At 56.1% G+C, this 26,301-nt stretch carries 21 protein-coding genes; 5 read left to right on the top strand and 16 right to left on the bottom strand.

Annotation, left to right across the window (positions count from 1 at the left end):
* Nucleotides 1–162: 162 nt before the first annotated feature.
* The 6 genes from gcvPB to AY555_RS02500 form a co-directional block, all read right to left on the bottom strand.
* Nucleotides 163–1,668 (bottom strand): aminomethyl-transferring glycine dehydrogenase subunit GcvPB, encoded by a 1,506-nt coding sequence (gene gcvPB, locus AY555_RS02525; RefSeq protein WP_066133007.1) that lies wholly within the window; start codon nucleotides 1,666–1,668, stop codon nucleotides 163–165.
* Nucleotides 1,665–3,011, bottom strand: a complete 1,347-nt coding sequence (gene gcvPA, locus AY555_RS02520; protein WP_066133004.1) for an aminomethyl-transferring glycine dehydrogenase subunit GcvPA — start codon at nucleotides 3,009–3,011, stop codon at nucleotides 1,665–1,667. Before gcvPA ends, gcvPB begins: the two co-directional genes overlap by 4 nt.
* Before the next feature lie 20 nt (nucleotides 3,012–3,031).
* The gene (gcvH, locus tag AY555_RS02515) at nucleotides 3,032–3,412 is read right to left on the bottom strand and encodes a glycine cleavage system protein GcvH (protein ID WP_066133002.1); all 381 of its coding nucleotides are present in this window, start codon (nucleotides 3,410–3,412) and stop codon (nucleotides 3,032–3,034) included.
* A gap of 6 nt (nucleotides 3,413–3,418) precedes the next feature.
* Entirely contained in the window at nucleotides 3,419–4,600 is a 1,182-nt protein-coding gene (gene gcvT / locus AY555_RS02510; RefSeq protein WP_082811815.1) for a glycine cleavage system aminomethyltransferase GcvT, read from the bottom strand.
* Nucleotides 4,601–4,671: 71 nt separating this feature from the next.
* A complete protein-coding gene (locus AY555_RS02505) occupies nucleotides 4,672–5,232 on the bottom strand; it encodes a hypothetical protein (protein ID WP_156483270.1) in 561 nt (186 codons plus the stop codon).
* An 80-nt stretch (nucleotides 5,233–5,312) separates the two neighbouring features.
* On the bottom strand, nucleotides 5,313–6,680 hold the full coding sequence (locus AY555_RS02500; protein ID WP_066132996.1) for a TldD/PmbA family protein: 1,368 nt from the start codon (nucleotides 6,678–6,680) through the stop codon (nucleotides 5,313–5,315).
* 457 nt (nucleotides 6,681–7,137) lie between these two features.
* On the opposite strand from AY555_RS02500, the gene AY555_RS02495 reads away from it, so the two are divergent.
* The gene (locus AY555_RS02495; RefSeq protein WP_167798445.1) at nucleotides 7,138–8,628 is read left to right on the top strand and encodes a PAS domain-containing protein; all 1,491 of its coding nucleotides are present in this window, start codon (nucleotides 7,138–7,140) and stop codon (nucleotides 8,626–8,628) included.
* Here the strand turns inward: AY555_RS02495 and AY555_RS02490 are convergent.
* Nucleotides 8,625–9,458, bottom strand: coding sequence for an alpha/beta hydrolase (locus tag AY555_RS02490; RefSeq protein ID WP_066132990.1), 834 nt, complete (start codon nucleotides 9,456–9,458; stop codon nucleotides 8,625–8,627). The two genes, AY555_RS02495 and AY555_RS02490, sit on opposite strands and share 4 nt — an antisense overlap.
* 4 nt (nucleotides 9,459–9,462) lie before the next feature.
* Nucleotides 9,463–10,440 (bottom strand): ABC transporter ATP-binding protein, encoded by a 978-nt coding sequence (locus AY555_RS02485; RefSeq protein WP_066132987.1) that lies wholly within the window; start codon nucleotides 10,438–10,440, stop codon nucleotides 9,463–9,465.
* Nucleotides 10,441–10,553: 113 nt separating this feature from the next.
* Between AY555_RS02485 and AY555_RS02480 the strand changes: the two genes are divergently transcribed.
* Both AY555_RS02480 and polA read left to right on the top strand, forming a co-directional pair.
* Nucleotides 10,554–10,754: a zinc-finger domain-containing protein gene (locus tag AY555_RS02480; RefSeq protein ID WP_066132984.1), complete on the top strand. Its 201-nt coding sequence runs from the start codon at nucleotides 10,554–10,556 to the stop codon at nucleotides 10,752–10,754.
* Between the two features lie 133 nt (nucleotides 10,755–10,887).
* Nucleotides 10,888–13,644, top strand: coding sequence for a DNA polymerase I (gene polA / locus AY555_RS02475; RefSeq protein WP_066136396.1), 2,757 nt, complete (start codon nucleotides 10,888–10,890; stop codon nucleotides 13,642–13,644).
* A 15-nt stretch (nucleotides 13,645–13,659) separates the two neighbouring features.
* On the opposite strand, the gene AY555_RS02470 is transcribed toward polA, so the two are convergent.
* From AY555_RS02470 to AY555_RS02455, 4 genes are read right to left on the bottom strand one after another with little or no spacing between them, the layout of a single operon-like run.
* Entirely contained in the window at nucleotides 13,660–14,448 is a 789-nt protein-coding gene (locus AY555_RS02470; protein ID WP_082811814.1) for a lysophospholipid acyltransferase family protein, read from the bottom strand.
* Complete coding sequence (locus tag AY555_RS02465) at nucleotides 14,445–15,131, bottom strand: YdcF family protein (protein ID WP_082811813.1); 687 nt, start codon at nucleotides 15,129–15,131, stop codon at nucleotides 14,445–14,447. The genes AY555_RS02470 and AY555_RS02465 overlap by 4 nt, the downstream gene beginning before the upstream one ends.
* Before the next feature lie 43 nt (nucleotides 15,132–15,174).
* On the bottom strand, nucleotides 15,175–16,074 hold the full coding sequence (locus AY555_RS02460; protein ID WP_066132981.1) for a cell division protein FtsX: 900 nt from the start codon (nucleotides 16,072–16,074) through the stop codon (nucleotides 15,175–15,177).
* Nucleotides 16,071–16,769, bottom strand: a complete 699-nt coding sequence (locus tag AY555_RS02455) for a cell division ATP-binding protein FtsE (protein WP_066136393.1) — start codon at nucleotides 16,767–16,769, stop codon at nucleotides 16,071–16,073. Before AY555_RS02455 ends, AY555_RS02460 begins: the two co-directional genes overlap by 4 nt.
* A 90-nt stretch (nucleotides 16,770–16,859) precedes the next feature.
* On the opposite strand from AY555_RS02455, the gene AY555_RS02450 reads away from it, so the two are divergent.
* Nucleotides 16,860–18,095 carry a DUF3426 domain-containing protein gene (locus tag AY555_RS02450; protein WP_082811812.1) on the top strand — a complete coding sequence of 412 codons (1,236 nt, stop codon included), beginning with the start codon at nucleotides 16,860–16,862 and terminating at the stop codon, nucleotides 18,093–18,095.
* Between the two features lie 41 nt (nucleotides 18,096–18,136).
* Here the strand turns inward: AY555_RS02450 and mutY are convergent, their stop codons facing one another.
* Nucleotides 18,137–19,195, bottom strand: a complete 1,059-nt coding sequence (gene mutY / locus AY555_RS02445) for an A/G-specific adenine glycosylase (RefSeq protein ID WP_066132976.1) — start codon at nucleotides 19,193–19,195, stop codon at nucleotides 18,137–18,139.
* Nucleotides 19,196–19,267: 72 nt separating this feature from the next.
* Between mutY and AY555_RS02440 the strand changes: the two genes are divergently transcribed.
* Nucleotides 19,268–19,840 carry a DUF721 domain-containing protein gene (locus AY555_RS02440; RefSeq protein ID WP_066132972.1) on the top strand — a complete coding sequence of 191 codons (573 nt, stop codon included), beginning with the start codon at nucleotides 19,268–19,270 and terminating at the stop codon, nucleotides 19,838–19,840.
* Nucleotides 19,841–20,019: 179 nt separating this feature from the next.
* On the opposite strand, the gene AY555_RS02435 is transcribed toward AY555_RS02440, so the two are convergent.
* From AY555_RS02435 to AY555_RS02425, 3 genes are all read right to left on the bottom strand, one after another.
* Nucleotides 20,020–22,428: an ATP-binding protein gene (locus AY555_RS02435; RefSeq protein ID WP_066132970.1), complete on the bottom strand. Its 2,409-nt coding sequence runs from the start codon at nucleotides 22,426–22,428 to the stop codon at nucleotides 20,020–20,022.
* A 119-nt stretch (nucleotides 22,429–22,547) separates the two neighbouring features.
* Nucleotides 22,548–24,356: a DNA helicase RecQ gene (recQ, locus tag AY555_RS02430; RefSeq protein ID WP_066132966.1), complete on the bottom strand. Its 1,809-nt coding sequence runs from the start codon at nucleotides 24,354–24,356 to the stop codon at nucleotides 22,548–22,550.
* Entirely contained in the window at nucleotides 24,346–26,280 is a 1,935-nt protein-coding gene (locus AY555_RS02425; RefSeq protein WP_156483373.1) for a polysaccharide biosynthesis protein, read from the bottom strand. The genes recQ and AY555_RS02425 overlap by 11 nt, the downstream gene beginning before the upstream one ends.
* Nucleotides 26,281–26,301: the final 21 nt, after the last annotated feature.

Here is a 26,301-nt window from a genome sequence, read left to right as displayed (position 1 = left end):
CACCCCTTTACCAGCAAAAGGCGGGCCAGATGGGGATATGGCAGGATTCTGCCCGAGGTCCCGCTTTTTCATGACCAGTCTTCGCAAAATGCAAACCAAGGTGCAACTCTGCGGCATGCCCTCCGGTCGCGGGGCCTTTGGGTTTTATAATATCTTGATATGTTAGGTTTCGTGGGGGGACCAGCGAAGAACAGGTGTGCGGGCTGCGCGGGTTTCATCCAGCCGCCGCCGTGGTGTATAGACGGGTGCTTGATGAAAGCGTTCGGTCTGGCCTTGCCGGATTGCGGCGACCAGGCTGCGAACGGTTTCTATGAACGTATCCAGGGTTGCTTTGCTCTCGGTTTCTGTTGGTTCTATCAACATGGCCCCCTGAACCACCAAAGGGAAGTATATGGTCATGGGGTGGAACCCTTCATCAATCAGGGCCTTGGCAAAATCCAGTGTGCTGATGCCCGTGTCTTTCAGGAAACGGTCATCAAACAGGACTTCGTGCATAACCGGTCCCGCGAAGGGCGCTGACAAGACATCGCCCAGTTGGGCCAGAAGATAGTTGGCGTTCAGCACGGCATCACCGGAGGCCTGCTGCAGCCCGTCCAGCCCCATGGACATCATGTAGGCCATGGCGCGTACAAACATGCCAAATTGCCCATGGTACCCCTTGAGCCGTCCAAAGGGGTTGTTCCCGTCTGCGCGTGCCTCGTCCTCTGTTTCAATCAGGCGGAACCCCTCAGGGTATCGCTTGACGTAAGGTACCGGGGCAAAACGTGCCAGCGTCTCGGACAGGACCGTTGGACCAGACCCTGGCCCGCCACCCCCATGTGGTGTGGCAAACGTTTTGTGCAGGTTGATATGCATGGCATCCGCGCCAAGATCCGCAATCCGGACCCGTCCGACCAAGGCATTGAAGTTTGCCCCGTCCATGTACACAAACCCGCCGGCACGATGGACTTCTTCAGCGATCGCCGCCATTTCACTCTCAAACAGCCCGCAGGTATTCGGGTTTGTAATCATGATGGCCGCGACATGGGGGCCCAGACGCTCCCGCACGGCCTTGACCGAAACACGCCCACTGCTTTCTGCAGGAATGCTTTCCACCCGAAACCCACACAGGGTGGCTGTGGCCGGATTGGTGCCATGTGCGCTCTGTGGGACCAGAACCGTTCTGCGTTCGTCCTGCCTTTCATCCAGTGCGGCCCGAATGGCCATCATTCCGCACAGCTCCCCGTGCGCCCCTGCGGCGGGTGAGAGAGCAACAGCAGCCATTCCTGTCAGTTCTTTCAACCAGTTCCCCAACCTGTCCATCAGGGCCAGGGCCCCTTGGGACGTTGAAACAGGTTGGAACGGATGAATGGCGGCCAGACCAGAAAGCCGGGCCAGTTTCTCGTTAAGCCGGGGATTGTGTTTCATGGTACACGAGCCTAAGGGAAAAAATCCCGTGTCGATACCGAAGTTCTTCTGTGACAGGCGTGTATAGTGGCGCACGACCTGAGGCTCGGCCAATCCGGGCAGACCAATCTTTGTGGTGCGTCGCAGTGATCCCAGTCTGGGGCGGTGTGCAGGGGCAGGGGGTAGGTCAACGGCGGTCCGTTCCGCGTGCTCGTACTCGAAGATCAGGCGCTCTTCCGTCTGAAGCCCTTTGTTACCGGTAAACGTAGACGGGGTGGTCATGCCAGTATGTCCCCCAGATGATGGACCAAGGTCCGTATCTCAGCATCGGTGTTGGTTTCTGTAACGGCCACCAGCAGGATATTCTCAACAGTCTTGTCACCGGGCCAGAAACGACTTGCTGGAATGCCGGCCATAATATTGCGCTCGGCCAAGGCATCGACAACCGGCGCTGCCGGCTGTTTCAGCATCAGTGCAAATTCGTTGAAGAATGTTCCGGACAGAAGCGAGACGCCCGGGATAGCTGCTAGGCGATCAGCCGCAGTACAGGCCAGCGCATGATTCAGCTCCGCGAGTTCTGTAAAGCCCTTGTCGCCCAAGAGGGTCATGAAGATCGAGAAGGCTGTGGCAATCAAGCCGGAGTTTGTGCAGATATTGGATGTCGCTTTTTCGCGCCGTATGTGCTGTTCCCGCGTGGAAAGAGTCAGGACAAAGCCTCGCCGCCCTTCGCTGTCGACGGTCTCTCCGCACAAGCGTCCGGGCATTTGACGGATAAATGCATTCCGGGTTGCAAACAGCCCGACCCCCGGACCACCAAATCCAGGTGGTATGGCGAGGCTCTGCCCCTCTCCAACCACGATGTCAGCCCCCATTGCACCGGGCGGTTTCACTATGCCCAAGCTAAGCGTCTCACAGACAGCAACCACCAAAAGAGCTCCTGCGGCATGCAGGGCATTGGCCAAGTCTGTGGTGTCATGCAAGTGACCGAAGAAACCAGGTGTCTGTACGATGATACAGGCAACGTCTGCCTCGACATATTTCAGCAGATCGTCCTGATTCATCGGATCCGGGGGCAAAATCTCGACGTCTATGGCGGTGTGCTTGAGGAAGGTGTGTGTTGTGGACGAGAAGTGCGGGTGCACCTGACCGGATATCACAACCCGCGAACGCCCGGTAATCCGTGCTGCCATGGCCGCAGCCTCGGCACAGGCGGTTGCACCATCATACAGCGAGGCGTTGGCCACCTCCATGCCGGTGATCATGGCTACCTGGGTCTGGAATTCGAAAAGGACCTGCAAGGTTCCTTGGGCGATTTCGGGCTGGTATGGGGTATAGGCGGTCATGAACTCGCCCCGCTGGATCAGATAATCCAGTGCGGCAGGAACGTGGTGGAAGTAGTTCCCGGCTCCCAGAAAGGTAGGTCCCTTGGTACGATCCAGATTTCGTGCTGCCAGCGCCTGGATTTCCCGCTCCACATCCATTTCGCAGCGTGACCCGGGCAGATGACGTGGCGCATTGTCCCGTGCGGCTTGTGGGATAGACCGGAACAGGTCTTCGACAGACCCGGCCCCGATACGATCCAGCATCTGTCGCCGGTCTTCTTCTGTGAGTGGCAGGTAACGCATGGCCCGCTCCTGCGTTATGGTCAGTCCTGGAGCGTGCCTGTAAGGGCAGCATATTCGTCCCGCCTCATCAAGGAGGCGAGTTCACCCGGGTTGGACAGGGTGATGCGGAACAACCAGCCATCCGATTCGGCGGCCCTGTTGACCAGTCCGGGATCCTGCGTTAGCTGCGCATTGGTCTCTGTAACGCGGCCCGAGACGGGTGTGTATACATCGGATGCAGCCTTGACGGATTCGATAACGGCTGTTTCCTGCCCCTGCGTGACCGTATGGCCGGAGTCTGGAAGATCGACAAAGACGATATCTCCCAAACGACCCTGTGCAAAATTGGTAATGCCGACCGTTCCCTGTTGTCCGTCGACTAGGATCCACTCATGTTCCTTGGTAAAATACAGGTCAGTCATCCGTTCCTATCCCCGATGATAACGATGAGCGACAAAAGGCAGTTTTACAGCATGTGCCTGCACCGTACGGCCCCGGATCAGTAGATTCAGGTTGGTGCCGGGCTTGCTGAATGCGGTGTCCACGTATCCCATGGCAATGGGACGTTCCAACGTCGGAGAGAAACTGCCGCTGGTTATCGTTCCAACCGGCGTTCCATCGGGGGCTTGTATAACGGTTCCAGCCCGTGCGGGGGCACGTCCTTCCGGCAGGATCCCGACCCGGAGACGCGGTGGGCGATCTTGTATCTGTGACAGGATGATGTCTGCACCGGGAAACCCGCCATTGCTGCGCCGTCGTTTTCCGATGGCAAACGTCAAGTCTGCTTCGACCGGGGTTGTATCTGGAGTGATGTCTGCCCCGTGCAGAGGAAGCCCGGCTTCAAGCCGCAGGGTATCCCGGGCCCCCAAACCCGCTATGTTGACATCCGGATGTTCAAGAAGATGGCGCATCAGGCGTTCGGCATGGGAGGTCGGGGCCGAAATCTCGAATCCATCTTCCCCCGTGTAGCCAGACCGGGTCACGAAACACGGGATACCATCCAGTGTCAGTGGTCCAGCATCCATGAACACCATTGACGCTGCAGCCGGCGCGAAGTGCGACAAGACGCGCCCTGCACGGGGGCCTTGCAGCGCAAGCAGAATACGGTCAGGAAACGTGACGCGGATGTCTGGCCCTGCCAGAGACTCTAGGATCGGGAAAATAATCTGTTTGTTGCCTGCATTGGTTACGCAAAGCCACCGGTGCTGCCCGTCACCTCCTGCCCCCATATTGGCAACCATGATATCGTCCAGAATGCCTCCACGGTCATTGAGGACAAGGGTATAGCGCTGACGGCCTGGTTTCAGCTCTTTCAGCGAACCCGGGCATATAGTTTCCAGCGCTTCGGCAATATTGCGACCGGACAGGACAGCCTGCCCCATGTGGGAGACATCGAACAGCGCGGCAGACCTGCGGCAGTGGAGATGCTCGGCAAGAATGCCCTGTTCGTAATGCAGGGGCATTGTGTAGCCGGAAAAAGGCCCCATGCGCGCGCCCAGTGAACGGTGCAGTCCATCCAGGACAAGGCATTGACACTGATGAAGGTCATCCACGGTCTCAGACACAGTCACAGCCTCCGGGGTCAGATTACCCGATCCTGCGGTTGGCATGATCGGGTTATGCTTTGTTTACAGCTCCATACATCACTTCTTATCGCGCATTGACGGCGCATATTGATGGGTCAGCGCGTCTTGAGGCGGCGATTGTGGTGCAGTTCATGCGGTTCCAGCTGAAAGCCGACGTAAACCGGAGTATCTGCAGGATTGCGTCCTTTCAGAGGCAGGTTGATGCGTACCTCTGTATCACGAATCATCATGGTGGGTACGTTGCCGTCCGGATAGCGGAACGTAACCGGAAAAACCTGTTTCCCGGCGGTGTCGGGGAAGAAGGCGGGAAGGGCAACAAAGTATTGGAACGTACCTGTCTCTTCAGATGCGGCCGGTCCTTTGCTGACAGCAAACAGCACTTTCATCCGTATATCCATGCTGTCCGTTTTGGCATCGTATCCGCAATCACCGGAGAAATCGACCAGCTCGGCCTGGAATGCGATATCCGTCAAATCCTGCCTTTTGTCGTCACGGAACCGGGTCAGGCTGGCCGTATCTTTGTCAATACGGACATCGGGGCATGTCGGTGACGATGTGTCCCTTCCGGAGCATCCCGCCAAGGCAAGAGCAAACAGGGAAAGGGTTATAGCGGTTGCTTGACGACATAGAACCAAGGCACGGGAAGGACTCATCATATCTCTCGATCAAACCAGACAGGAGTGAAGATGTAACGTGTTTCTGCTTTCCCTGCAACGTATGGTGCCGGAACAGGATGTCAGGATCCTGCGATCGTCATCCCCTCCACGCAGACAGATGGAGCATCGGTTCCCTGAAGGAACTCCAGGTCATTGGCCGGAGCCATGGTGCGGAACATGTCTCTCAGGTTCCCGGCAATGGTAATTTCATGGACCGGGAAGGCGATTTGCCCCTTTTCAATCCAGAACCCCGAACATCCGCGGGAATAATCCCCGGTAACCATGTTGACACCCTGTCCGAACAGGTCCGTGACCATAAGCCCTGTCCCGATCCGGGCCAGCATGGCATCAAGGCTTTCCTCGCCGGGTTCCAGCCAGACATTGGAAACTCCGGGCGACGGTGGTGCAGAAACCCCGCGTACAGCATGTCCTGTACTTTTAAGACCCAATTGCCGGGCGGATGCAAGATCCATGGTCCAGGTGGTCAGAATCCCGTCTTCGATTAGGCGGCGTCGCACCGTTGGCAGACCTTCGGCATCAACCGGGCGTGATCGCAGCCCCCGCGGACGGTGTGGATCTTCAGTGATGTGTATCCCGGGCGAAAACACCATCTGGCCGAGAGAGTCTTTCAGAAATGATGTGCCACGTGCGATGGAGGCTCCATTGATGGCTCCGCACAGGCTTCCAACCAGCCCTCGGGCAACCCGTGACTCGAAGACAACAGGCACCTTGCACGTCTTGATCTTGCGTGCGCCAAGTCTGCGTACCGCACGCTCCCCTGCCTTACGCCCCACACTCTGTGGATCAGCCAGATCGGACAACCAGACCGCAGAGGTCCACTCATAATCACGTTCCATACCGTCACTGCCTTCTCCGGCAATGACTGATACAGACAGTGAGGAGCCTGAGCTGCGGTAGCTGTGTTCGAAACCATTGGATGCGACCAGCGTGACGGTCGAGGCACCCCACGAAGCATCTGCGCCTTCGGAGTTGGTAACGCCGGATACAGAGCGCGCGGCTTCTTCTGCGGCGCGTGCCATGCCGACCAATTCGTCTGCAGAGGCTTCCCTTGGGTCAAAACTGTCAAGGTCCGGTATGGTGCGGGCCAAGTCCGAGGGGTCAGCCAGTCCGGCAAAGTGATCTTCGGGGACGGTGCGCGCCATGGCCATGGCGCGTTCTACCAGTTCTGCAAGTGCTGCCTTGCTGCGATCTCCCGATGAGACGATAGCCTGACGTTTGCCGATCAGGACCCGAAGCCCGATATCGCCCCCTTCTGCTTGTTCCAGACTTTCCAGTTTTCCATTTCGGCAGGTTACGGAAATGGACCGACCGTCAATCAAGAGGCCGTCAGCAGCATCGGCACCTGCGCGACGGGCAGACCGTACCAAGTCATCCAAGATGTCTCTGGCGTCAGGGTGGCGAACAGTCGGGATGGAAAAAGCAGTCATGGCATGGATCCGTTTTTTGCGGAGGCAGGCGAGTGAGCACCGTGTGTGCAGGGCACATGTTTAGCAGTTTTTTTTCAGCATGTATTGCTGTTGTTGAGCATGGGAAACCCTGCACAGAGAGTGTGGTGCAGCCTTGTTTGTTCAGCCTTGTTTGTGGTCGGCTTGTTCCGGCTGCGCTAGTGAACGTTTTCACTTTATATAGGGGTGATATACAGGGGTGTATGTATGGACCGAGAAGGATGCGTAATAAACAAATAGTATATACAATCCATATTGTATCAGCATGGGACATTTGATGAATTCGTATGATTTAATTCATTAATAGTTATCATTAACAACACGTTGTGATTATGTGTCTATTATGTGGCCATTGTACTTGGTGGTGTGGAGCCATCCCTGATTTATCGGTAGATTCCGCCGGACAAAACACAGCCATACAAGCATGGGGGATTCTCCGGTGTCTCAGATTCCGGGTAGCAGTGCGCTTTTCTGTCTTTTGACAGTCGCCGCAACCGTTTTCTCGCTTGGGTTTGCCTTGCGTTTCCTAGATTGCCTTGTGGGGTGGTCACGTTTGGTCGTGTTTTCAGTGTATGGTGCCATGATTGTTATTGTGGCCACGCTGCTTACACTTGCTGTTTCCTTGCGGGTTCCTGATTTGGCATATGGATCTGTGGTCACGGGGATAGATGCTACAGATGTGGCCGGAATGGTTGTCAGCTTTTGTCTGTCCATTCTGGTTGGCCCTCTGGTGGGATTTGGTGCTGCACTGGCTGCGTTGCCGGTTGACATGCTGCGCCACGTAGCTAGTGGGGGATGCGTTTCGTATCTTGTTCTGTGCGGTCTTGGCCTTGGGCTTGGAGTGATCTATAGGCATCGTGCACCGAGCCATGTGCTGTCTGTCGGTTTTTTTGCTTCTGCCATAGTATGTGCTGTCTCTGTCGGTTCTTGCCTCATCGCTGCTCCTTCCGTTCCTGTCGATGTTGTTGTCTTTGAAATTACGGCTGTGGCCCTGACGACGGGCCTTCTGGTTATGGGAACCTTGGTTTTTATGCGTCGGGAACTGGGTTCCTCTGTCTCTTCTCTACGAGCTGGATCCTCTTCGGCATCCGAGTCTGCGACGCACAGGAAGGCACTGGAGAAGCGGGTTCGTGAATATTCCAGAACTTTGGAGGAAGCGGAAAGTCGCTACAATGCGCTATCAGACTTGTGCCCTGATGCGCTACTTGTCCACGTCAGTGGTTCTATTGTTTCCGCCAATATGGCCGCTGCCAGAATCTTGGGTTATCCAGATGCTGACAGCTTGATTGGTGTGACCTTCATGACATTGGTGCCGGATGATTTGCATGACCGCGCTTCGGCTCGTACGCGATTGGCCATGGGAGGGCATCCCCTGCCTTATGTTGAAGAACGCTTGTTGTGTCGTGATGGGTCTGTTGCGCATGTTGAGGTTGGCGGGCGCCCTGTGACATTCTGCGGAGCTCGCGCTGTCATGCTGATGATACGTGATATTTCCCGTCGCCGGGAGGCTGAGGCTGCTTTGAAGGAAGGGAGTGATCGCTGGCGTCTTCTGTTCGAAAACATGCCCGATCCGATCGTGATCCTTGATCTCGATATTGGTCGCATCGAGGCGGTGAATGCCAGTGCCAGGATTTTCTTTGGTGACGTGTTCCAGAACAAGACCGATGCTGTCGATGTGTCTTGGAGTCTTGCCTCGCTTTTGTGTGCGATCGCGTGCGAGACAGAAGAAACCCGGACATGCGTCACCAAGGTTTTGCCGCGTGCCACGGGAATAGCAAGTCCGTCCAGCCTTTGCATTACGCGTTTCCCGTACAATGGGCGCCGCAAGGCGCTGATGCTGGTCCGTGGTTCTGATATTGCGACCAAATCGCTGTGGAGCCGCCAGTCGCCTTTCAAGAAGGTGATGCTGCCAGAGAGAATTTGTTCTTAGATTACGTTCTTGATCCAGTGTGTTATGTCGCGAAGTACGTCTGCCCGACAGGTATCGCGGAACAGGAGATGCCAGCCTTCCGGGTAGACAATGATTTGGCAGGATTGTGCTGGCATAAGATGCATTGCAGCCTGCACGGCTTTCAGGGGGATGATGGGATCATGCTTCCCGTGTAGCCACAGCAGCGGTGTTGTCACAGTTGGGCAGACTGAGCAGGCCTTGTCCATCAGGGCCGTAACGCCATGGAGGGCGTCTATCCTGACATCCCTTATGACAAAGGGGTCATTTTTCCAGTACGCGAGGGTGTCTGGATTATCGCTTGGGCGTATCCGTGAGGTCCGTGTATTCAGCGTCTTTTTGGGAAACAGGCGATTCATGACGTACAGAAAGGCTCTGTATATACGCGGCATGGACGCCTTGGACCAGACAGCGGGTGCAGAGAGGATAGCCCCGTCCACATGAATTTCTTCTGTTTGCGCCAGAAGGCAGAGAGCGACAGCTCCGCCCATGCTTTCCCCTAAAAGAAACAGGCGTTTGCTGGGCCACAGTGTACGTAGCTGGTGCAGAATACAGGTCGCATCCTGAACCAGTGTAGTTTCTCCCAGCCAATGACCTGCATCAGGATTTCGTCCGAATCCCCGCTGGTCATAGCTGTATAGGACTATGCCCTGCTCTGACAACCATGCACCGGCGCCGGCAAAGGCAGAGCTATGGTCATTGAAGCCATGCAGGCCCAGTACGATGCTGTCTGGCTCAGCCAAATCGGGCAGCCACGCCTGCATGGGCAGAGCCTTGCCATCCCTCATGATAAAGGTGCCGGTGCTGTGCATGGTGTCAGGCGCTTTGTTGTGCCTGACACCCGGTGCCGGTCAGCTGCAGGAAGATATCCTCCAGATCGGCTTCATCCGTGCTCAGGTCGCGAATGCTATAGCCGGCCCGGTGTACGGCTTCCAGAAACTCCGGTATTTTCGCCTCGGAGGGACGGTAGCGAAAGACAACGGCATTGCGTTTTGTATCAACATCTCCTCCCACAAGGGCAATGGCATCCGGCAGGGAGCTGAGGGGTTCATGGACCATGATCGTCAGTGTCTTGTTGTCTAGGCGACCAAGAAGAGCGGATGTTGTGTCGCAGGCAACAAGTTTACCGCGATTGATGATGGCAATCTGGTCGCATAGCTCCTCGGCTTCTTCCAAGTAATGGGTTGTCAGAATGACGGTTGTTCCCCTGCGGTTCATGGCCCGCACCTGTTCCCACAACTGTTGACGCAGTTCGATATCAACGCCGGCTGTTGGTTCATCCAGAACAAGGATCGGCGGGCTGTGGACCATGGCCTTGGCTACCAGAAGGCGGCGGCGCATGCCTCCGGACAGGGTTCGGGCATAGGAATGCGCTTTGTCGCTGAGCCCGACCGTGGCTAGGATTTCATCGGTGCGTCTTTCTTTGGCTGGTACGCCATACAAGCCGGCCTGAACGTCCAGAAGTTCGCGGGGACTGAAGAAGGGGTCAAGGTTCAGTTCCTGGGGTACGACCCCGATAGACAGGCGAGCCTGCCGTTCCTGCTGGTCTAGGTCGTTGTTCCAGATCCGCACCGTGCCGGAAGTCTTGTGTACCAGTCCAGCCAGAATATTGATCAATGTTGACTTTCCGGCCCCATTTGGCCCGAGAAGGGCGAAAAAAGATCCGCGCGGGATATCCAGGGTAATGTTGTCAAGGGCAACTTTTGGTCCGGCACCGCCTCTGGCAGGGTAAACCTTGCAGACGTTATGCAGCGAGATCGCGTTATCTGGGCAGTCCTGGTATGAAACGGGCATTGCTGTGACTTTTCCGGTTGGCTGGGTTGCTGTGACTGTGGCATTGATCGCGGGGTTATACCGGGTATCATTTGTATCCGGGCGTGGTTCATTATACACGGAGACAGGAAACAATGTCCCATACTGCCACAGTTACTGTGACCGAAACGGTCGAGGTCGAGTCCATGGAAACATCCTGCGACGGGGGTTCTCCTGCCCAAGGTCACCCCAGGGTATATCTGCATCTGGATCCAGACAGCCATGACATTCTTTGCCCGTATTGTTCCCGCAAATTTGTCCTGAAAGCTGGTGCCTCGGCAGCCGGGGGTCATTGATACCCGCTGTGGGGCGATACCTGATTCCGGGTCCTGCATGATGTCTTTTTAATGGCATTACTTTGGTTGTGTGTGTCCGCCCTGCAGGACGATCTTGCGGGGCGTTGTGGTTTTTGAGGCGCAAGGGCGTGATATGAAGCATCTCTTTTTGGTTGATGGATCCGGGTATATCTTTCGCGCCTATCATGCCTTGCCTCCCCTGTCCCGCAGCGACGGTACCCCGACAAATGCGGTGTCTGGGTACACTAGCATGATGATGAAGCTGGTCGAGGACACGGATGCGGACTATGTGGCGGTTATCTTTGATGCCGCTCGCCGATCTTTCCGGAACGATATTTATGCCGATTACAAGGCTCATCGTCCTCCCCCACCCGAGGATCTGGTTCCCCAGTTTTCGCTGATTCGCGAGGCAACCGCGGCGCTGGGCGTGGCTCATGTGGAAATGGATGGATTCGAAGCCGATGACCTGATCGCAACCTATACCCTTATGGCCCGTCAGCAGGGAATGCGGGTGACGATTGTCTCTTCCGACAAGGATCTGATGCAGCTGGTCGGGGAGGGGGTCGCGCTCTACGACGCCATGAAGAACAAGACGATCGGTCCGGAGGCCGTTCTCGACAAGTTTGGTGTTGCGCCGGAGAAGGTCGTTGATGTGCAGGCTTTGGCCGGGGATGCTTCCGACAATGTACCCGGGGTGCCGGGGATCGGGATCAAGACCGCAGCCACCTTGATTACGGAATACGGTGATCTGGATACTTTGTTGTTGCGTGCGCCCGAGATTCGCCAGCCCAAGCGGCGGGCAAGTCTGATCGAGCATGCTGATGCTGCCCGCATTTCGCGTCAGCTGGTGACATTGCGTCAGGATGTGCCAGTACCGGTGCCTCTTGAGTCGTTTGCCCGGCGTGCTCCGGACCCGGATGTTCTGATTCCATTTCTTGAGACGATGGAGTTTCGTCGGCTTCTGTCCATGGTGCGTGCCCGTACAGCCTCTTCTGTTCCGTACGGAGACGCTGATGCCGGGGTTGTTGCAGCCAAGGCAGAAGAATCGGTGTCCTACGAGTTGGTACAGGATCTTCAGGCCCTGCAGCGGTGGGTGGACCGGGCCATGCAGATAGGCATTGTGGCCGTGGATACTGAAACCGATGGCCTAGATCCCATGCAGGCGCGTCTTGTCGGCATGTCTTTGGCGGTTGGTCCGGGGCAGGCCTGCTACATTCCCCTGCGGCATGGAATGCAGCAGCAACAGGGTGATCTTCTGGCAGGACCAGGACCGGAAAAACCGCAGCAGGTTGCAATAGCGGATGCGGTTGCCATCCTGCAGCCTCTCTTTCTGGATCGCAGTGTCCTGAAGGTTGGGCACAATATCAAGTTTGACCTTCATGTCCTAGCCCGCGAGGCGCTCGTGTTAACGCCGGTGGATGATACGATGGTGTTGTCCTATGTGCTGGATGCTGCCAGCCACGGTCATGGCATGGATGAGCTGGCAGAGCGCCATCTGGGGTACCAGACCATCCGCTATGAGGATGTGTGCGGGAAGGGCAAGGCAGCGGTTACCTTTGATCAGGTTCCTCTGGACAAAGCCTTGTCCTATGCTGCCGAAGACGCCGACATCACCTTGCGCCTGCATACACTGTTCCGTGACCGGCTGACAGCTGAGCGCATGGTGGCTGTTTATGAGATGCTCGATCGTCCCCTGATACCTGTCTTGTTCGCCATGGAAGAGGAGGGGATTGCCGTCAATCGTACGGCGCTGGAGTCCTTGTCATCTGACTTTGCGGGGCGCATGGTGACCCTAGAAGCAGACATACAAGATCTGGCGGGTGAGGCTTTCAATGTGGCCTCCCCCAAACAGCTGGGTGATATCCTGTTTGGTCGCATGGGGCTTAAAGGCGGCAGGAAAAGTGCCCGGACCGGTGCATGGTCAACGGATGCCGAGGTACTGGAGTCCCTGGCCGCCGAAGGGCATGCATTGCCGCAGAAGGTTCTGGATTGGCGGGCCCTTGCCAAGCTGAAAAGCACCTATACCGATGCCTTGGTGCGTCAGATAAACCCCCGTTCCGGCAGGGTCCATACGCGTTTTGCGATGACAGTCACGACCACGGGGCGGCTGTCGTCCAATGATCCAAATTTGCAGAATATTCCGATACGGACCGAGGAAGGGCGTAAAATTAGGCAAGCATTTGTGGCGCGTCCGGGCTGCGTGTTGCTGTCGGCAGACTATTCACAGATCGAACTGCGCTTGGTGGCCCATGTTGCTTCTGTTGCCGCCCTCAGGGAAGCCTTCCACAACGATCAGGATATTCATGCCATGACGGCAAGCCGTGTTTTCGGGGTGCCTGTTGCGGGAATGGATCCGATGCTGCGCCGACGGGCCAAGGCGATTAATTTCGGGATTATTTACGGCATATCGGCCTTTGGTCTTGCGCGTCAGCTTGGCATTTCCAACGGAGAGGCCAAGGCGTTCATCGATGCGTATTTTGCCATGTTCCCTGAAATTCGCGACTATATGGAACAGACGATTGAGCAGGCGCGCCGACAGGGATTTGTAAGAACCTTGTTCGGCCGTAAGTGCTTTACACCGGATATCCAGAGCAAAAACCCGGCCCAGCGTGCCTTTGCCGAGCGGGCTGCTGTGAATGCTCCGATACAGGGGAGTGCAGCCGATATCCTGAAGAAGGCGATGATCGCACTGCCATTGGCTCTGGAGGAGAAAGGGCTGAAGGCACGGTTACTGTTGCAGGTTCATGACGAGCTGGTTTTCGATGTGCCCCGGGATCAGGTCGATGAGACCTGTTCTGTCGTGCGAGCAGTCATGGAGCGTGCGGCTGTGTTGTCGGTTCCGCTGATTGTGGATACGGGCGTTGCCGATACATGGGCTGGCGCGCACTAGAGGACGCTACCTTGTTCATGAAGCCGGAAGGTTCGTTGGATCTGTTGTGCTGTCGGCCCCCGCTGTACTTTCCATCTGCAGGGGCAGGCCGCACAGTGTACGGGATGTGTTGTTGATTGCGTCCTCGATCGTCCTGTTGAAGGTTTCGCGGTCCAGTCCGTGTGGAACAGGTGGAAGGTAGCGGACCACAATCTCTCCCGGATAGCGCATGAATGAACTGCGGGCCCAGAACATGCCGGTGTTGAGGGCAACCGGAACAACGGGAACAGACTTGCCAAAGCGTGAATACAAGGCAGCCGCTCCCGGCTGGAATGGCATGTATTCGGTTGTCTGGGTCCGTGTTCCTTCGGGGAACAGGATGATCTGGGATTCGCGCCCAAGGGCTTCTTCTACACCCCGCAGCATGACTTTCATGGCCGTTGCTCCGGCTTTGCGGTCGATGGCGATCATTCCTGATTTCCGCATATGCCAGCCAACAATCGGAACAGACAGGAGTTCTTTCTTCAGAACATAAACAGGCTTGCCCAGAACCATCGGGAAATACAGAGTTTCCCATGTTGACTGGTGTTTGCTCATGATAATACACGGCCCTTGGGGCAAGTGCTCCCGTCCTTCCTCACGCCAGCGAATACCGCACAGGAAGCGTGCACCAAAAACCAAGCCATAGGCCCACCAGCGCGCTGCCAGCATCGACCGTCGTCCGGGTACAAGCAAAAGAGGCATTAGCACAATGCCGATGGCGATTGTCCATATGACATAAAAAATATTGAAGACAAGCGAACGCAGAACAACAAGCAGGATCACTGTGGATTGGCTCCGTCTTTCTGAAACATATGTAGTTTTGCAACCGGTATCCCCGTGACTGGTTTTGGTATTCCCGGTGCGTCGGGAAGGGACAGGCGAAGCCGTGCCAACAGGTACTTCGTGTACTCTGTGGCGAAAAGAGCTGCTGTTCCGGGGTATTGCCACCAGTTATCCTGCTTTACAAGCCCGGGGAATACGGGATGTGGGATAATGGTGGCCTCTGGCATGGCAGCCTGGAATTCCAGAAGACTGCGCCGCATGTGGTAGCTGCCGGTTACCAGACGCATGGAAGTCAAGCCATGGCTCCGTAACCATATGGTGGTTTCCCAAGCGTTTCCAACCGTATCAGCGGCAATGTGCCCCAGCTCTATGTGATTCCGCAGGGCTTCTGGCTTCAGGGTTCCGGAATCGCGCAGAAGTTCTCCCGGTGTGGTGCCTGGCCCGGCCCCGGAAATGAACAACACGGATCCCATGCCTTGTTCCAGAAGGCGGAAGCCAGTCTGCATCCGCTCGCTGCCACCGGTCAGTACTACGATTGCGTCGGTTCGGGTGCTGCTGTCTTCTACTTGTTCCGGCATGGTTGCTGTGAACCAGACAAGACCCGGAAGCCACAGGGCCAGAAAGGCCAGTCCTGTTATGGTCAGGCTTGCACAAAGGCGGAGAAGAAACCGGGTCAAAACCATGGGCGTTGTTCCTGCTGGTGGCGACAGGAGGTGAGTGGGGCGTTCAGAGCATGTGTGCCAGCTGCCGACGTACGGTGATCCGTGTCGTCAGGACAGAAAGTCCGGCGGCCAGGAACGGCAGGCTGCATAATGCGACAACATGCAAGGCGTCAACAGATGTTTCCGGTATCAGGCCACCGTCGATGTTGGACAGGATGGAGCGTACGCCCCACAGAGCCGGCCATGCCAGTACAAGCCCCAGAAGGCTGCCCGCAACGGCATGCATGCAAGTCCGGCGGGCGAACTGCCCTGCAATATAGCTGTCTGTTGCCCCCACCAGATGCATCACTTCGATCTGTGGACGATGAACGGCCAGCGATGCCCGGGTTGCGTGGACAACAGTGGCCGTAGTTGCGCCCACAACAAGGGAGAGCATAATCCAAGCCAGCAGGCGCAGGATAACCGAAGCCTTGATCAGGCGGGACAGCCATACCCGGTGATCATCGATTGTTGTTCCGGGTGCTATGGCCTGTAGGTGTTTCTCCAGCACGGCAAGGTCGCTGCCGCTTCCTTCATCCAGCAATACATCGATCAGATGTGGGAGCGGGAGTTCGCGGGCCAAGTTTCCGGCCCCAAGCCATGGCTCCAGAAGCGTTGCGACGTGTTCTGCTGGAATAGGCTCTGCACGTTGTACGCCCGGCAGTGCTTCAAGGCTCCGCGCAATGTGATCGATACGTTTATGCGTGGCACTGCCCGGCCCTGTATCCGCGGCCATAGCCGGGATCTGTATGGTCAGTGTGCCGGTCATCGTGCTCTCCCACCGAGCGGACAGACTGCTGAGGGTCAGGGCACCCGTTAACGCCATGGCAGCCAGAAATGTCATGATAGCGACCAACCAGGGCAGAAAGTGACCTGCGGGGTCTGTTGCAACAGGCAGATCAGTACGGAACCATCCAGCTATCATGATACAGGTTCTCCGCCGTGCATGAACGCGGTGGCAGGACTTTCTGAAATACTGACGTGCCCGTCCTGAAGCATCAGGCAGGGCGCGGGGAAACGGCGCAAAAGCTCTTCGTTGTGGGTCGCCATGACAATGGTGGTGCCAAGCCGGTTCAGTTCCATGAACAAATGCATCAGCCGGGTGGCTGTCTCTGCATCAACATTACCTGTCGCTTCATCAGCCACCAAGATGTCAGGTCTGTTGATGACGGCCCGTGCAATGGCAACCCGTTGTTTTTGCCCGCCAGAAAGAATTGCCGGCTTGGTGTGCATGTATTTTTCTAGTCCAACCCACTCCAGAAGTTCAGGAACATGCCGTTGTATGCTGGCTTCCGATACACCGGCAACTCTCAGGGGGAGGGCCACGTTATCAAGAGTTGATAGGTGGTCCATAAGCCTGAACTCCTGGAATACAACGCCGATCCGTCGTCGCAGGGCAGGAAGATCCTTCCGGCTGATGGCACCAACGTCGATATCAAACAGGGACAGCCGCCCGCGCGAGGGGCGCCTTGCCAAGTATAACAGGCTGAGAAGCGAGGTTTTTCCAGCCCCCGAAGGCCCGCACAGGAAATGGAAGGAGCCGGGGGGGAGATTGAAGCTGATATCCTGCAGGACTTCTGGCCCGTTGCCATAGCGCAGGCCAACGCACTCGAGGCGGATGGCCGAGCCACCGCGCTCACCTGCAACGTTTACGGTTTTTTTGTCCTGACCTCTGGGTAGGTATGTCACGCAGACCCTGTCCTTTGTTCCATGCGGGCCGGAGCGCAGATTGGCACAGGCTGTCGTCTGCGTCCACAGGGAGCGGAGAGTCAAATCGGCAGCCATGTTTTTCTGTTCGATACCGCTATGCTTGTTTCAGGGCAGACCCCGTTCTATAAGAGACAAGATACACCGGGGCTGACAGATACGTTCATGGATATTACCTGTCCCAATTGCGCGACTCTTTTCTCCGTGCCCGAAGGGGCGATCGGTCCGAATGGGCGCAAACTGAAATGCTCGCAGTGCGGCCATTTGTGGCGGCAGATGCCGCCCCCTGCGGCGCCTGTCCAAGCGCCGGCAGAATCTGCGCCTGTTGTCGAGCCACCGGCTCCGCCCCCTCCTGATCCTTTGCCCCCGGAACCCTTGCCACCGGTGTCCGATCTTCCAATGGAGGCCGAGCCGCCACCATCTCCTGATGACGATACCGAGGTTGATATTGATCCGGTTGCGTCTGATATTATCGGTGATATCGGCGAGGACCCGGATTTTGACCCCATGGGTCCTGTTGATGCCGCCAGTGCCCATGATGCGGAAGATGATGACGCCTTGGCTCGTCTCGATCCACTGGAGGCAGACGATTCTGATACACCGCGTCGTGGTGACGATGCCCTTGAGGAATTTTCCGGTCTTGTCAGTCGCGATGACGATGCCATTCCCGATTTTCCGGACTTTCCCGACGGTGATGATATTGCGTCCCCCTTTGTGCGCAAGAAGGCAAGTGGTGGTGGCTGGATCCGGACTCTGTTCTCCTCCCTCCTGTTCCTGATCATTGTTGTTGGGGTTATGGCCGGTGCGGCTTGGTTCTGGCGCGTGCCGATTGTAAAGACCTATGAGGATGCTGAGGCCCTGTTCCGGATGGTTGGTATCGAGATTGATATCCCCGGCCTTGGTCTTACCTTCCGCGAGGTGACCGGGGAACGGGTCCTGCATGGCGGGGTTGATAACTTGGTTGTGCGCGGCTTTGTAGCCAATACCTCTTCTACTTCACGTCCTGTTCCCTTTATTCGCCTTGTGCTCTTTGACGGGACTGGTCGTGTTGTCCAAGAACTTGCGGCACAGGCCCCGGTTACGGAACTGGCTGCCGGTGATACAACCGGTTTCCGCGTTCAGCTCCAGAATCCATCGGCTGCGGCACGGCGTTTTGAGGTTGAGTGGGCACGTGGCCGCATGCCCTCCTCATCGTCCGGTGTCGGGGATACCGCTCCTTCTGGTGCGTCTGTCCCCTGATTTCCTGTCCTTGTGACTGGGGTTGGAGGTGCGTTGTCTGTTCAGCTGGTGTCCTGTTTCTGCATGTGACGGATCACTTTCCGCATGACACTGGGCAGCGCTTCCTTGTCAAAGTGTTCCGGTTTGACCCAGCGTCCGGCGATGTTCCCTGTCTGTGCAACTGTTCCGGCAATAACCTTTAGCTCTAGGTCAAAATGAGAGAACGTGTGGTGCACTGTTCCCGCAATTGTGTGCCACGTTTCTCCCTGTATCGGGGCGTGGGGTGTTGAATCTTCCAGTGTCCATGGAGCTTCCTGCCATGGAGTAGACGGAATTTCGGTCATGCCGCCCAGAAGCCCTCTCGGAGGGCGTTGCCTCAGCAGGACAGTGCCTTCGGGATCCGTGATCCAGAACACGGTTCCGTAGCGGCCGGGCCGCTTTGTCTTGGCAGTTTTGTACGGTAGTTCTGCTGCTATGCCTTGGTGGTATCCCTTGCACAGACTGACCCACGGGCATATCTGGCAGTTTGGACTGCGCGGGGAGCACAGCGTGGCTCCTAGGTCCATAACAGCCTGTGCATAATCACCACAGCGCTGCTGTGGGGTCAGGGCGTCGGCAAGGGTGCGCAGGTGTTTCTTTGCCCCGGGGAGAGGGTCTGTTACCGCGTGTAGTCGGGCCATGACACGTTCGACGTTTCCATCCACAACCACGGCCCGCTGCCCAAAGGCGATGGAAGCAATGGCTGCGGCCGTATAGGCCCCAATTCCGGGGAGCGTGAGCAAGGCTTGCTCTGTACCGGGAAAGTGGCCGTCATGATCCCTGACGATGATGCGCGCGCAGGACAGCAGGTTACGCGCCCGTGCGTAGTACCCAAGGCCGGCCCATGCCGCCATGACATCCCCATCATCAGCTGCGGCAAGAGCTTCAACCGTTGGCCACCGCGAGAGGAAGGTCAGATAATAAGGCCGGACAGCTGCCACAGTTGTTTGCTGCAGCATGATTTCGGACAGCCAGACATGATAGGGGTTGGCGTATGTATCCGGTGGGCTGCGCCACGGGAGGTGCCGGTGATTACGATCATACCATGCAAGCAGAATGGTATCCGGTGATGCAGATGTCATGGTCGGTCATTGTTAGGTTTTATGCGACGCTTACACTGAAGGCAGGACTTGCCAAATGCAAGGTGTTGTCCCATGTTTTGTGGTGTCTCCTTGTTGGATGGTTGTCCTTTGTCCAAGTCTTTGCCCAGTTCTGGAAAACCAGCTTTCGCTGCTGCCTCTCGCAGGTTGGCCCGGGGTCCCTTGGCTGTTGGTGCTGTCAGTGACTTGGTATCACGTCCAATCTTGGGGAAAAATGGGCTTGCCGAGGGCAATCTGATAGCCAACTGGGCGGCCATTGTTGGTGAGGCTGTCGCAAAACAGACCATGCCCGAGCAGCTGCGTTTTTCCAAGGGAACGCGTGCAAATGGGGAACTGCTGATCCGTGCGGCATCAGGGCCTGTTGCTCTCAAGCTTGATCACGATCGTCTATTCATTCTTGATACAATCAATCGGTATTTTGGTTATCAGGCTGTGGCCCGGATCAAGATCATACAGGCCCCCCTTCCTCTTGCTCCGCGGGTGTCGCGTGTTGTTCCTCCAAGAAAGCTCTCGCATCAAGAGGAGGAGGAATTGAATGATCTTCTGGATAATGTAACCGATCCAGATCTGCGAACAACTTTGGAACGTCTGGGGCGTCATGTGGTGGCACGTTCATCGGATACATAGTGCTGCAGCACCTATGCAGATTGTATCGTTTTGCTGCTAGCAGAAATTTGCCTATTTTATAGGCATCCCCGTGAGTCTCTTGGTCAGTCCGTGGGGGAACAGCACTGCCAACAGGAAAAGATCAAACTTATCCACAGGTACTGCGGATAAAAAGCCTGCTAGGGACATGGCTCTCAGTTCTATGTCTTGTCCGATGACAGGGTTCCGGACTTGTAGCTTCCATCGGCAACCTGATCCAGCAAGGTCAGCATCTGGCTTATATTGAAGGGTTTGCAGATATAGTCGTCGATGCCGGCATCGCGGGCCCGCTCGATATCTTTCTTCATGGCGCCGGCGCTGACAGCAATGATCGGGACGGGGCGGTCCAGAACACCGCCACGCAGCCTTTGCGCAATTTCAATACCGGTCATGTCCGGCAGGTGTATGTCTAGAAGAATGAGATCGGGTTTTTCGGACAATGCCATCGAAATACCGGTGGCGCCGTCTTCGGCCATGACCAAGGTGACATTCTCGCGCAGGTCCATGACATCGCGCATCAGATCCCGGTTTGCCGGATTGTCTTCAACATAAAGGACCTTGAGAGGCTTCTCACCGCTTCCGGCGGGAAGTTCCTCAACGATTTCCTCTTTTTTGACTTTGACGGTGTTGTCGCCGGCAGGTAGATCAAACCAGAATGAAGAGCCGACGCCCTGTGTGCTCTCTACTCCGATCTTACCATTCATATGAGCCAAGATCTGGCTGGTGACGGTTAGGCCAATGCCAGTTCCTTCGATGTTGGTTGCCTCGGCACCCAAGCGGTTGAATGGTTCAAAGACTTTCTTGAGCATTTCCGGTGCAATGCCGATGCCGGTATCTTGGACCGTAACCCGGACGTGCCCAGCTTCTGGTGCGGGGCCGATCTTGAAGTACACATGCCCGGCTTCACGATTGTACTTGATGGCGTTGGAGCCCAAGTTGATGATCACCTGCTTCAGGCGCGAGCGGTCGGCCATGACAAAGACAGGGTCGGTACTGCCTTCTGCATGAATGGTGATTTGCCGCTTTCCAGCCAAAGGTTCCAGCAGGGCTGTCGATTCCGTTACTAGAAGCCTGACGTCAACATTTTCCACCGAAAGATCAACTTTGCCGGCTTCAATGCGTGCAAGGTCAAGAATTTCGTTGATCAGGCGCAGCAGGTGATCACCGGCATCAAGAATGTGCTGAACGTATTTCTTCTGGGCTGCGGTCAGTGCATTGGCCGACGCAGCCCGTAACAGCTGCGCAAACCCAAGAATGGCATTGAGCGGTGTTCTCAGCTCATGGCTCATGCTGGCCAGGAAGTGAGACTTTGCAGCATTGGCACGTTCAGCTTCTGTCCGTGCTTCGTCCAAGCGTGTCTCGAACAGGCGGCTTTGGGTGATATCACGCCCTGTACCACGATAGCCCGTAAAGTCGCCGTTGAAGTCGTAAACGGGCTTGGCATTGATGCGGAAGTAGAGCCGCTCCTCTATACCCTGCATGCTCATGTCATAACGGATGAGAGGTGCGCGCTGCTCCATCATTTCTTCAATGGAATCAGCTCCTTGGCTGACGTCTGATATGGTTCCGTTTTCGACCAGTTCACTCAGGCGTCGGCCGACAATGCGTTCCCGTGCCAGACCAGACACACTGAAGAATCGATCCGAGACAAGGGAGATGCGACCATCCAAGCCTGTTTCCCAGAACCAGTCGGAGGAAACCTCGGTCAGGTCCTTGAAACGCTCTTCGCTCTGGCGTAACGCCTCCTCGACCGAGCGCCGTTCCATGATTTCCTGATTAAGGTGGGATGTGCGTTCTTCAACGCGCAGCTCAAGGGCATCGTTAGACTTGCGAAGATTTTCCTCGGCTAAGCGCCTAGCCTGCAACTCTGCCTCGGCAGAGCGGAGCAGGCGGTTGAAGGAGAGGACAAGGAAGCCGATTTCGTCGTTCTCATGCCCACGCGGAATCGGAAGTTCGCGCAGGAAAGCGGCATTTTCTTCCGGTTCATGCAGGCGGGCAACAATCTGTGTTAATGGCCGTGTTGTCGTATGCAGGTAAACCAGCGACAGAAGAGCAGCCAAGGCAACGGTTTGGACCAGAACACTGACTAGGTTGAGAACAGCTCGTTCCAAGAATGGACCGGCGGTTCTTCTGGGCGATATTTCAGCTTCCAGAACCCCGATGCTTTCGATTCTACCCCCGGGCTGCACCTTGGTAAGATCCCGTCGTACAACGTTGGGTTTATCGAAAAGGAGTTCATAAAGTGCCGATTCTTCGTCCGGAGCCACTTCAATGGCAGCCAGACGGTCACCCAGATCACTGATGATTCGGGCTGATACGATGGGACCATCGGCAACAAGGCCACGTACAACATCATTGGCCAAGTCTGTGTCAAGCGTGTAGGCGGCCTGGACGCCCGCGTAATGGAAGGCATCCAAGGCCCTTAGGGCCGACAGGTTTGTATTATGGTTGTGTTGAGCGTAGTCTCTTGCTACTTGGACGGCGCTGAGCACCAGGCCGAGCAGCAAGGCGATGGCCAGCGTGTAGCGCAGCTGCCTTAGTGTCAGTCGGTCACGGGTCTTCAGCTGCATGCACCACTACTCCGGGTAACGGCCTGCATCAGGGTTTACTGGAGAAGAGTATGATATTCTCCTGTAAAAAGGCACAGCCTTTGTTCGGCTTATTTGCCAACTGTATGTACTCGTGTAACTTAAGGGCCTGTATCCAGTTCAGATACCCTGATTATCACGTCCAGGAAATCTTGGCCGTAACGACCAAGTTTACCGCATCCGACCCCGGGGACTTTTGACAGGGAATCAAGGTGAATGGGCTTCCTGCGGGCCATCTCGAGAAGGGTAGTATCGTGAAAAATAACATAAGGCGGCACACCTTGTGCACGCGCCAGTTCAAGCCGACGTGTTCTCAGGGCATCAAACAGAATTTGCTCGGCAGGCGTTTCAATCAGGACACGTTTTCCTGTCGAGCTTCTTTGTTCCGCAGGATCCCGTCGGAACGAGACCCGGGCCTCGCCCCTGAGAACCGGTAGGACATCATGTCCCAGTATCAGCGCACCATTTTGGTCGGAAGCTGCTATCGCGTGTCCCATTGCAATCAGCTGCCTCAGAATGGATTTCCACTCGTTTACAGAGCGACTCCGGCCAATTCCGAATGTTGACAGGTGTTGGTGGCCCATGGCTCGGATTCTGTCGTTTTCCTCTCCTCGCAAGATATCGACAATATAGGCCACGCCAAAGCGCTGGCCTGTACGATAAATGGCGGAGAGGGCTTGTTGTGCTGCTTCAAGGCCATCGAACGTATCAACCGGTTGGAGGCATGTATCGCAGTTGTTACAGGGAGATGCTGTATCACCGAAGTATTCCAGCAGGACTTGGCGTCGACAACAGGTGGTTTCGCAGTATCCCAGCAGAGCTGATACCTTCTGGCGTTCAACCGCTTTCTTGCTTTCCGACGCGTCTGATGCCTCTATCATCTGGCGAATCTTGGCCGCATCCTGTAATCCGTAGACCATCCAGGCATCGGAAGGAAGACCATCACGACCTGCCCGGCCTGTTTCCTGGTAATACGCTTCCAGTGATCGTGGTAAATCTAGGTGTGCGACAAAACGGATGTCGGGTTTGTCTATACCCATCCCGAAGGCGATGGTCGCCACCATGACAAGCCCGTCTTCCCGCAGGAACTTGTCCTGATTGGCGTGTCGCACATGGCGGTCCAGTCCGGCATGATAGGCCAGAGCCTCGATGCCCTGTTCCCGCAGCCATGAGGCTGTTTCCTCAACTTTTGCACGTGACAGGCAGTACACAATACCGGAGTTACGGCTGTGCTCCGTCCGTATAAAGTGCAAAAGCTGTTTCTTCGGAGCATTCTTCAGACTGACCCGGTAGCGTATGTTCGGGCGATCAAACCCGGCAATGAACTGTGCGCCTTTCCCAAGGCAGAGTCGTTCCAGGATTTCCAGCCGCGTTGGTTGATCGGCTGTAGCCGTCAGTGCCAGGCGTGGAACACCCGGGAAACGCTCTGCCAAGGCAGCCAGTTGCAGATATTCAGGGCGGAAATCATGCCCCCACTGGGACACGCAATGCGCCTCATCTATGGCGAACAGAGCCAGTCGGCAATGGTGCAGTTGATCAAGGAATGCGGGCTGCATCAAACGTTCCGGCGCGACATAAAGCATGTCAAGCTCTCCGGCCCGCATGGATCGCCCGGTCTCGACAATCTCGGAAAAGGACATACCGGAATGCAAGCCCGCTGCTTTCACACCCAGTTGTCGCAGCATTTCCACTTGGTTTTGCATCAGGGCAATCAGTGGGCTGACAACAATGGCGATTCCATCACGGCACAGGGCTGGAATTTGATAGCATAGGGATTTGCCGCCCCCGGTCGGCATCAGAACCATGGCATCCCCGCCTGCGACCACATGGTCAATTACAGCGCGCTGATGTCCGCGGAACTGTTCGTAGCCGAAGATTGTCTTCAGAATGTGAAGGGGGTCATGGTGCATCGTGTTTCCGGAGAGTAGAAATGCCCGCCCCCGATCCAGTTGGGGTATACTCCGGGACCAGCGTGTGAAGAATATCCAGAGCTTGGCTTTCTGCACCATCCCGGCAGGCGTTTTCCAGTTCTTTTATGTGGCCCTGCAACTCGTCAAGATCTGTGACCCTTGGTCGTGCAAGCAAGAGCCCCTGGTAGCGGGTTGGAACCGGTGGCTCAGAGCCGTGGAAGATTTCTTCGAACAGCTTCTCGCCCGGGCGTGTTCCCGTAAAAGCAATCTGGATATCCTTTCCCGGAATCAGTCCGGCCAGCCGGATCATCTGGGTTGCCAGATCGACAATACGCACGGGTTCCCCCATGTCTAAGACAAAGATACTACCGCCATAGGAGGAATCAGCATGACCGATTGCGGAGGCTTCCAGGACCAGTTCAACAGCCTCGCGGATTGTCATGAAATAGCGGGTCATATCCGGGTGTGTGACGGTCAGGGGCCCCCCGCGTTCCAGTTGGCGGCGGAAAAGCGGAACAACCGAACCTGTTGATCCCAGAACATTTCCAAAGCGTACGGTTACAAAGCGGGTTTGGCCACTGTTACATCCTTCAAGATCCATGCTCTGGCATATCATTTCAGCCATGCGCTTGCTGGCCCCCATGATATTAGTCGGGTTTACGGCCTTGTCAGTGGAAATCTGGACCATGACAGATACGTTATAGTCCCGGCATGCCGTCGCAATAATGGCTGTACCCAGTGTATTGGTAGCGATCCCATCCAAGGGGTTCCGTTCAACAATCGGAACATGTTTCAGGGCGGCAGCATGCAGCACAATATCGGGTTTTGTTTGCTCAAACAGGGAGCGGACGCGTGTGCCGTGTCGCACGTCCAAAATATGGGCCTGCCGGGGAATCGCCGGCCACTTCTCTTGCATCTCCAGATCAATGGCATAGAGCGCGTACTCGGAGTGATCTCCCAGAATCACAAGGGACGGATCAAGTAGTGCAACCTGTCGCACCAGTTCACTGCCGATGGATCCCCCGGCTCCGGTAATCAGGATACGACGCCCCTGGATCAGGCTCCGCATGGCATTCCGGTCTAGCGTTGTCTGTGGACGCCCTAGCAGATCTTCGATGGCAATTGGTCGAACAGTAATTTTTTCTTCAAGCCCCTCGCGTAGGTCACTGATCCGCGGAAGCCGCGACATAGGAATACCCATGGCATCGGCTTGGGTAAAAAGGGTTTTCAGTATACCGGGAGCAATGGTGTCATCCGTGATAATCAGGCGCTGTGGAGGGGTGCCGCTTTCCTGTAACTGGTTGATGACATCCGTGAACAGGTCAAGTGTACCCAGAACCTCCATTCCCCTTATATAGCGGCCAATACGACCTTCATGCACGGACAGGATGCCCAGTACGGCATATTGGGCATCTGGTTTGCGCTCCATGTCACGGATGAACAGATCCGCCCCGTCACCGGCACCAATCAGGAGAACGGGGATGCGGTTTGTTCCAGCCGACGATGTCATGATGTTGTGCAAGCTGCGGTCTTTCCAGGCCCTGTAGGCAAAGCGAGGCCCACCCAGAAGGATCAGCAGGACAAACCAGAGAATGAAGGGCAGCGAGCGTGGGAAAGCGTCAAGGCGTGTGAAGAGAAAAAGGATTGGCAAAAAAAGGAGAATACTCAGACTTACGGCGCGCGACAGGGCCAGAAGATCACGGACAGATGCATAGCGCCAGATACCACGGTAAAGGTTGTTCCAGCGGAATACGACAGCGCAGAGTCCGACGAAGATCAGCCCCCCAGTCAGTATGGAGCCGGACATGAGTGCTTCTGCGGCACTGTCACCGAATCGGAGCCAGACAGATACCGCAAAGCCAGCGGTTGCCATGAGTAAATCATGGCAATAGACAACATCGGGACGGGATAAAAAACGACGCATGGCAGATCCGTAGGACATTGG

Source organism: Haematospirillum jordaniae, from assembly GCF_001611975.1.
In the GTDB taxonomy this organism is placed as follows: Bacteria; Pseudomonadota; Alphaproteobacteria; order Rhodospirillales; family Rhodospirillaceae; genus Haematospirillum; species Haematospirillum jordaniae.
Note: the sequence above shows the minus strand (reverse complement) of the source record. Positions and strands in the feature narration are given on the sequence as shown.

Excerpts from the sequence above, each read along its gene's own strand:
- gcvPB (WP_066133007.1), bottom strand. The coding sequence starts at position 1,668 with ATGACCACCCCGTCTACGTTTACCGGTAACAAAGGGCTTCAGACGGAA.
- gcvPA (WP_066133004.1), bottom strand. The coding sequence starts at position 3,011 with ATGCGTTACCTGCCACTCACAGAAGAAGACCGGCGACAGATGCTGGAT.
- gcvH (WP_066133002.1), bottom strand. The coding sequence starts at position 3,412 with ATGACTGACCTGTATTTTACCAAGGAACATGAGTGGATCCTAGTCGAC.
- gcvT (WP_082811815.1), bottom strand. The coding sequence starts at position 4,600 with ATGCCAACCGCAGGATCGGGTAATCTGACCCCGGAGGCTGTGACTGTG.
- AY555_RS02505 (WP_156483270.1), bottom strand. The coding sequence starts at position 5,232 with ATGATGAGTCCTTCCCGTGCCTTGGTTCTATGTCGTCAAGCAACCGCT.
- AY555_RS02500 (WP_066132996.1), bottom strand. The coding sequence starts at position 6,680 with ATGACTGCTTTTTCCATCCCGACTGTTCGCCACCCTGACGCCAGAGAC.
- AY555_RS02490 (WP_066132990.1), bottom strand. The coding sequence starts at position 9,458 with ATGCACAGCACCGGCACCTTTATCATGAGGGATGGCAAGGCTCTGCCC.
- AY555_RS02485 (WP_066132987.1), bottom strand. The coding sequence starts at position 10,440 with ATGCCCGTTTCATACCAGGACTGCCCAGATAACGCGATCTCGCTGCAT.
- AY555_RS02480 (WP_066132984.1), top strand. The coding sequence starts at position 10,554 with ATGTCCCATACTGCCACAGTTACTGTGACCGAAACGGTCGAGGTCGAG.
- polA (WP_066136396.1), top strand. The coding sequence starts at position 10,888 with ATGAAGCATCTCTTTTTGGTTGATGGATCCGGGTATATCTTTCGCGCC.
- AY555_RS02465 (WP_082811813.1), bottom strand. The coding sequence starts at position 15,131 with ATGGTTTTGACCCGGTTTCTTCTCCGCCTTTGTGCAAGCCTGACCATA.
- AY555_RS02460 (WP_066132981.1), bottom strand. The coding sequence starts at position 16,074 with ATGATAGCTGGATGGTTCCGTACTGATCTGCCTGTTGCAACAGACCCC.
- AY555_RS02450 (WP_082811812.1), top strand. The coding sequence starts at position 16,860 with ATGCGGGCCGGAGCGCAGATTGGCACAGGCTGTCGTCTGCGTCCACAG.
- mutY (WP_066132976.1), bottom strand. The coding sequence starts at position 19,195 with ATGACATCTGCATCACCGGATACCATTCTGCTTGCATGGTATGATCGT.
- AY555_RS02440 (WP_066132972.1), top strand. The coding sequence starts at position 19,268 with ATGTTTTGTGGTGTCTCCTTGTTGGATGGTTGTCCTTTGTCCAAGTCT.
- AY555_RS02435 (WP_066132970.1), bottom strand. The coding sequence starts at position 22,428 with ATGCAGCTGAAGACCCGTGACCGACTGACACTAAGGCAGCTGCGCTAC.
- recQ (WP_066132966.1), bottom strand. The coding sequence starts at position 24,356 with ATGCACCATGACCCCCTTCACATTCTGAAGACAATCTTCGGCTACGAA.
- AY555_RS02425 (WP_156483373.1), bottom strand. The coding sequence starts at position 26,280 with ATGCGTCGTTTTTTATCCCGTCCCGATGTTGTCTATTGCCATGATTTA.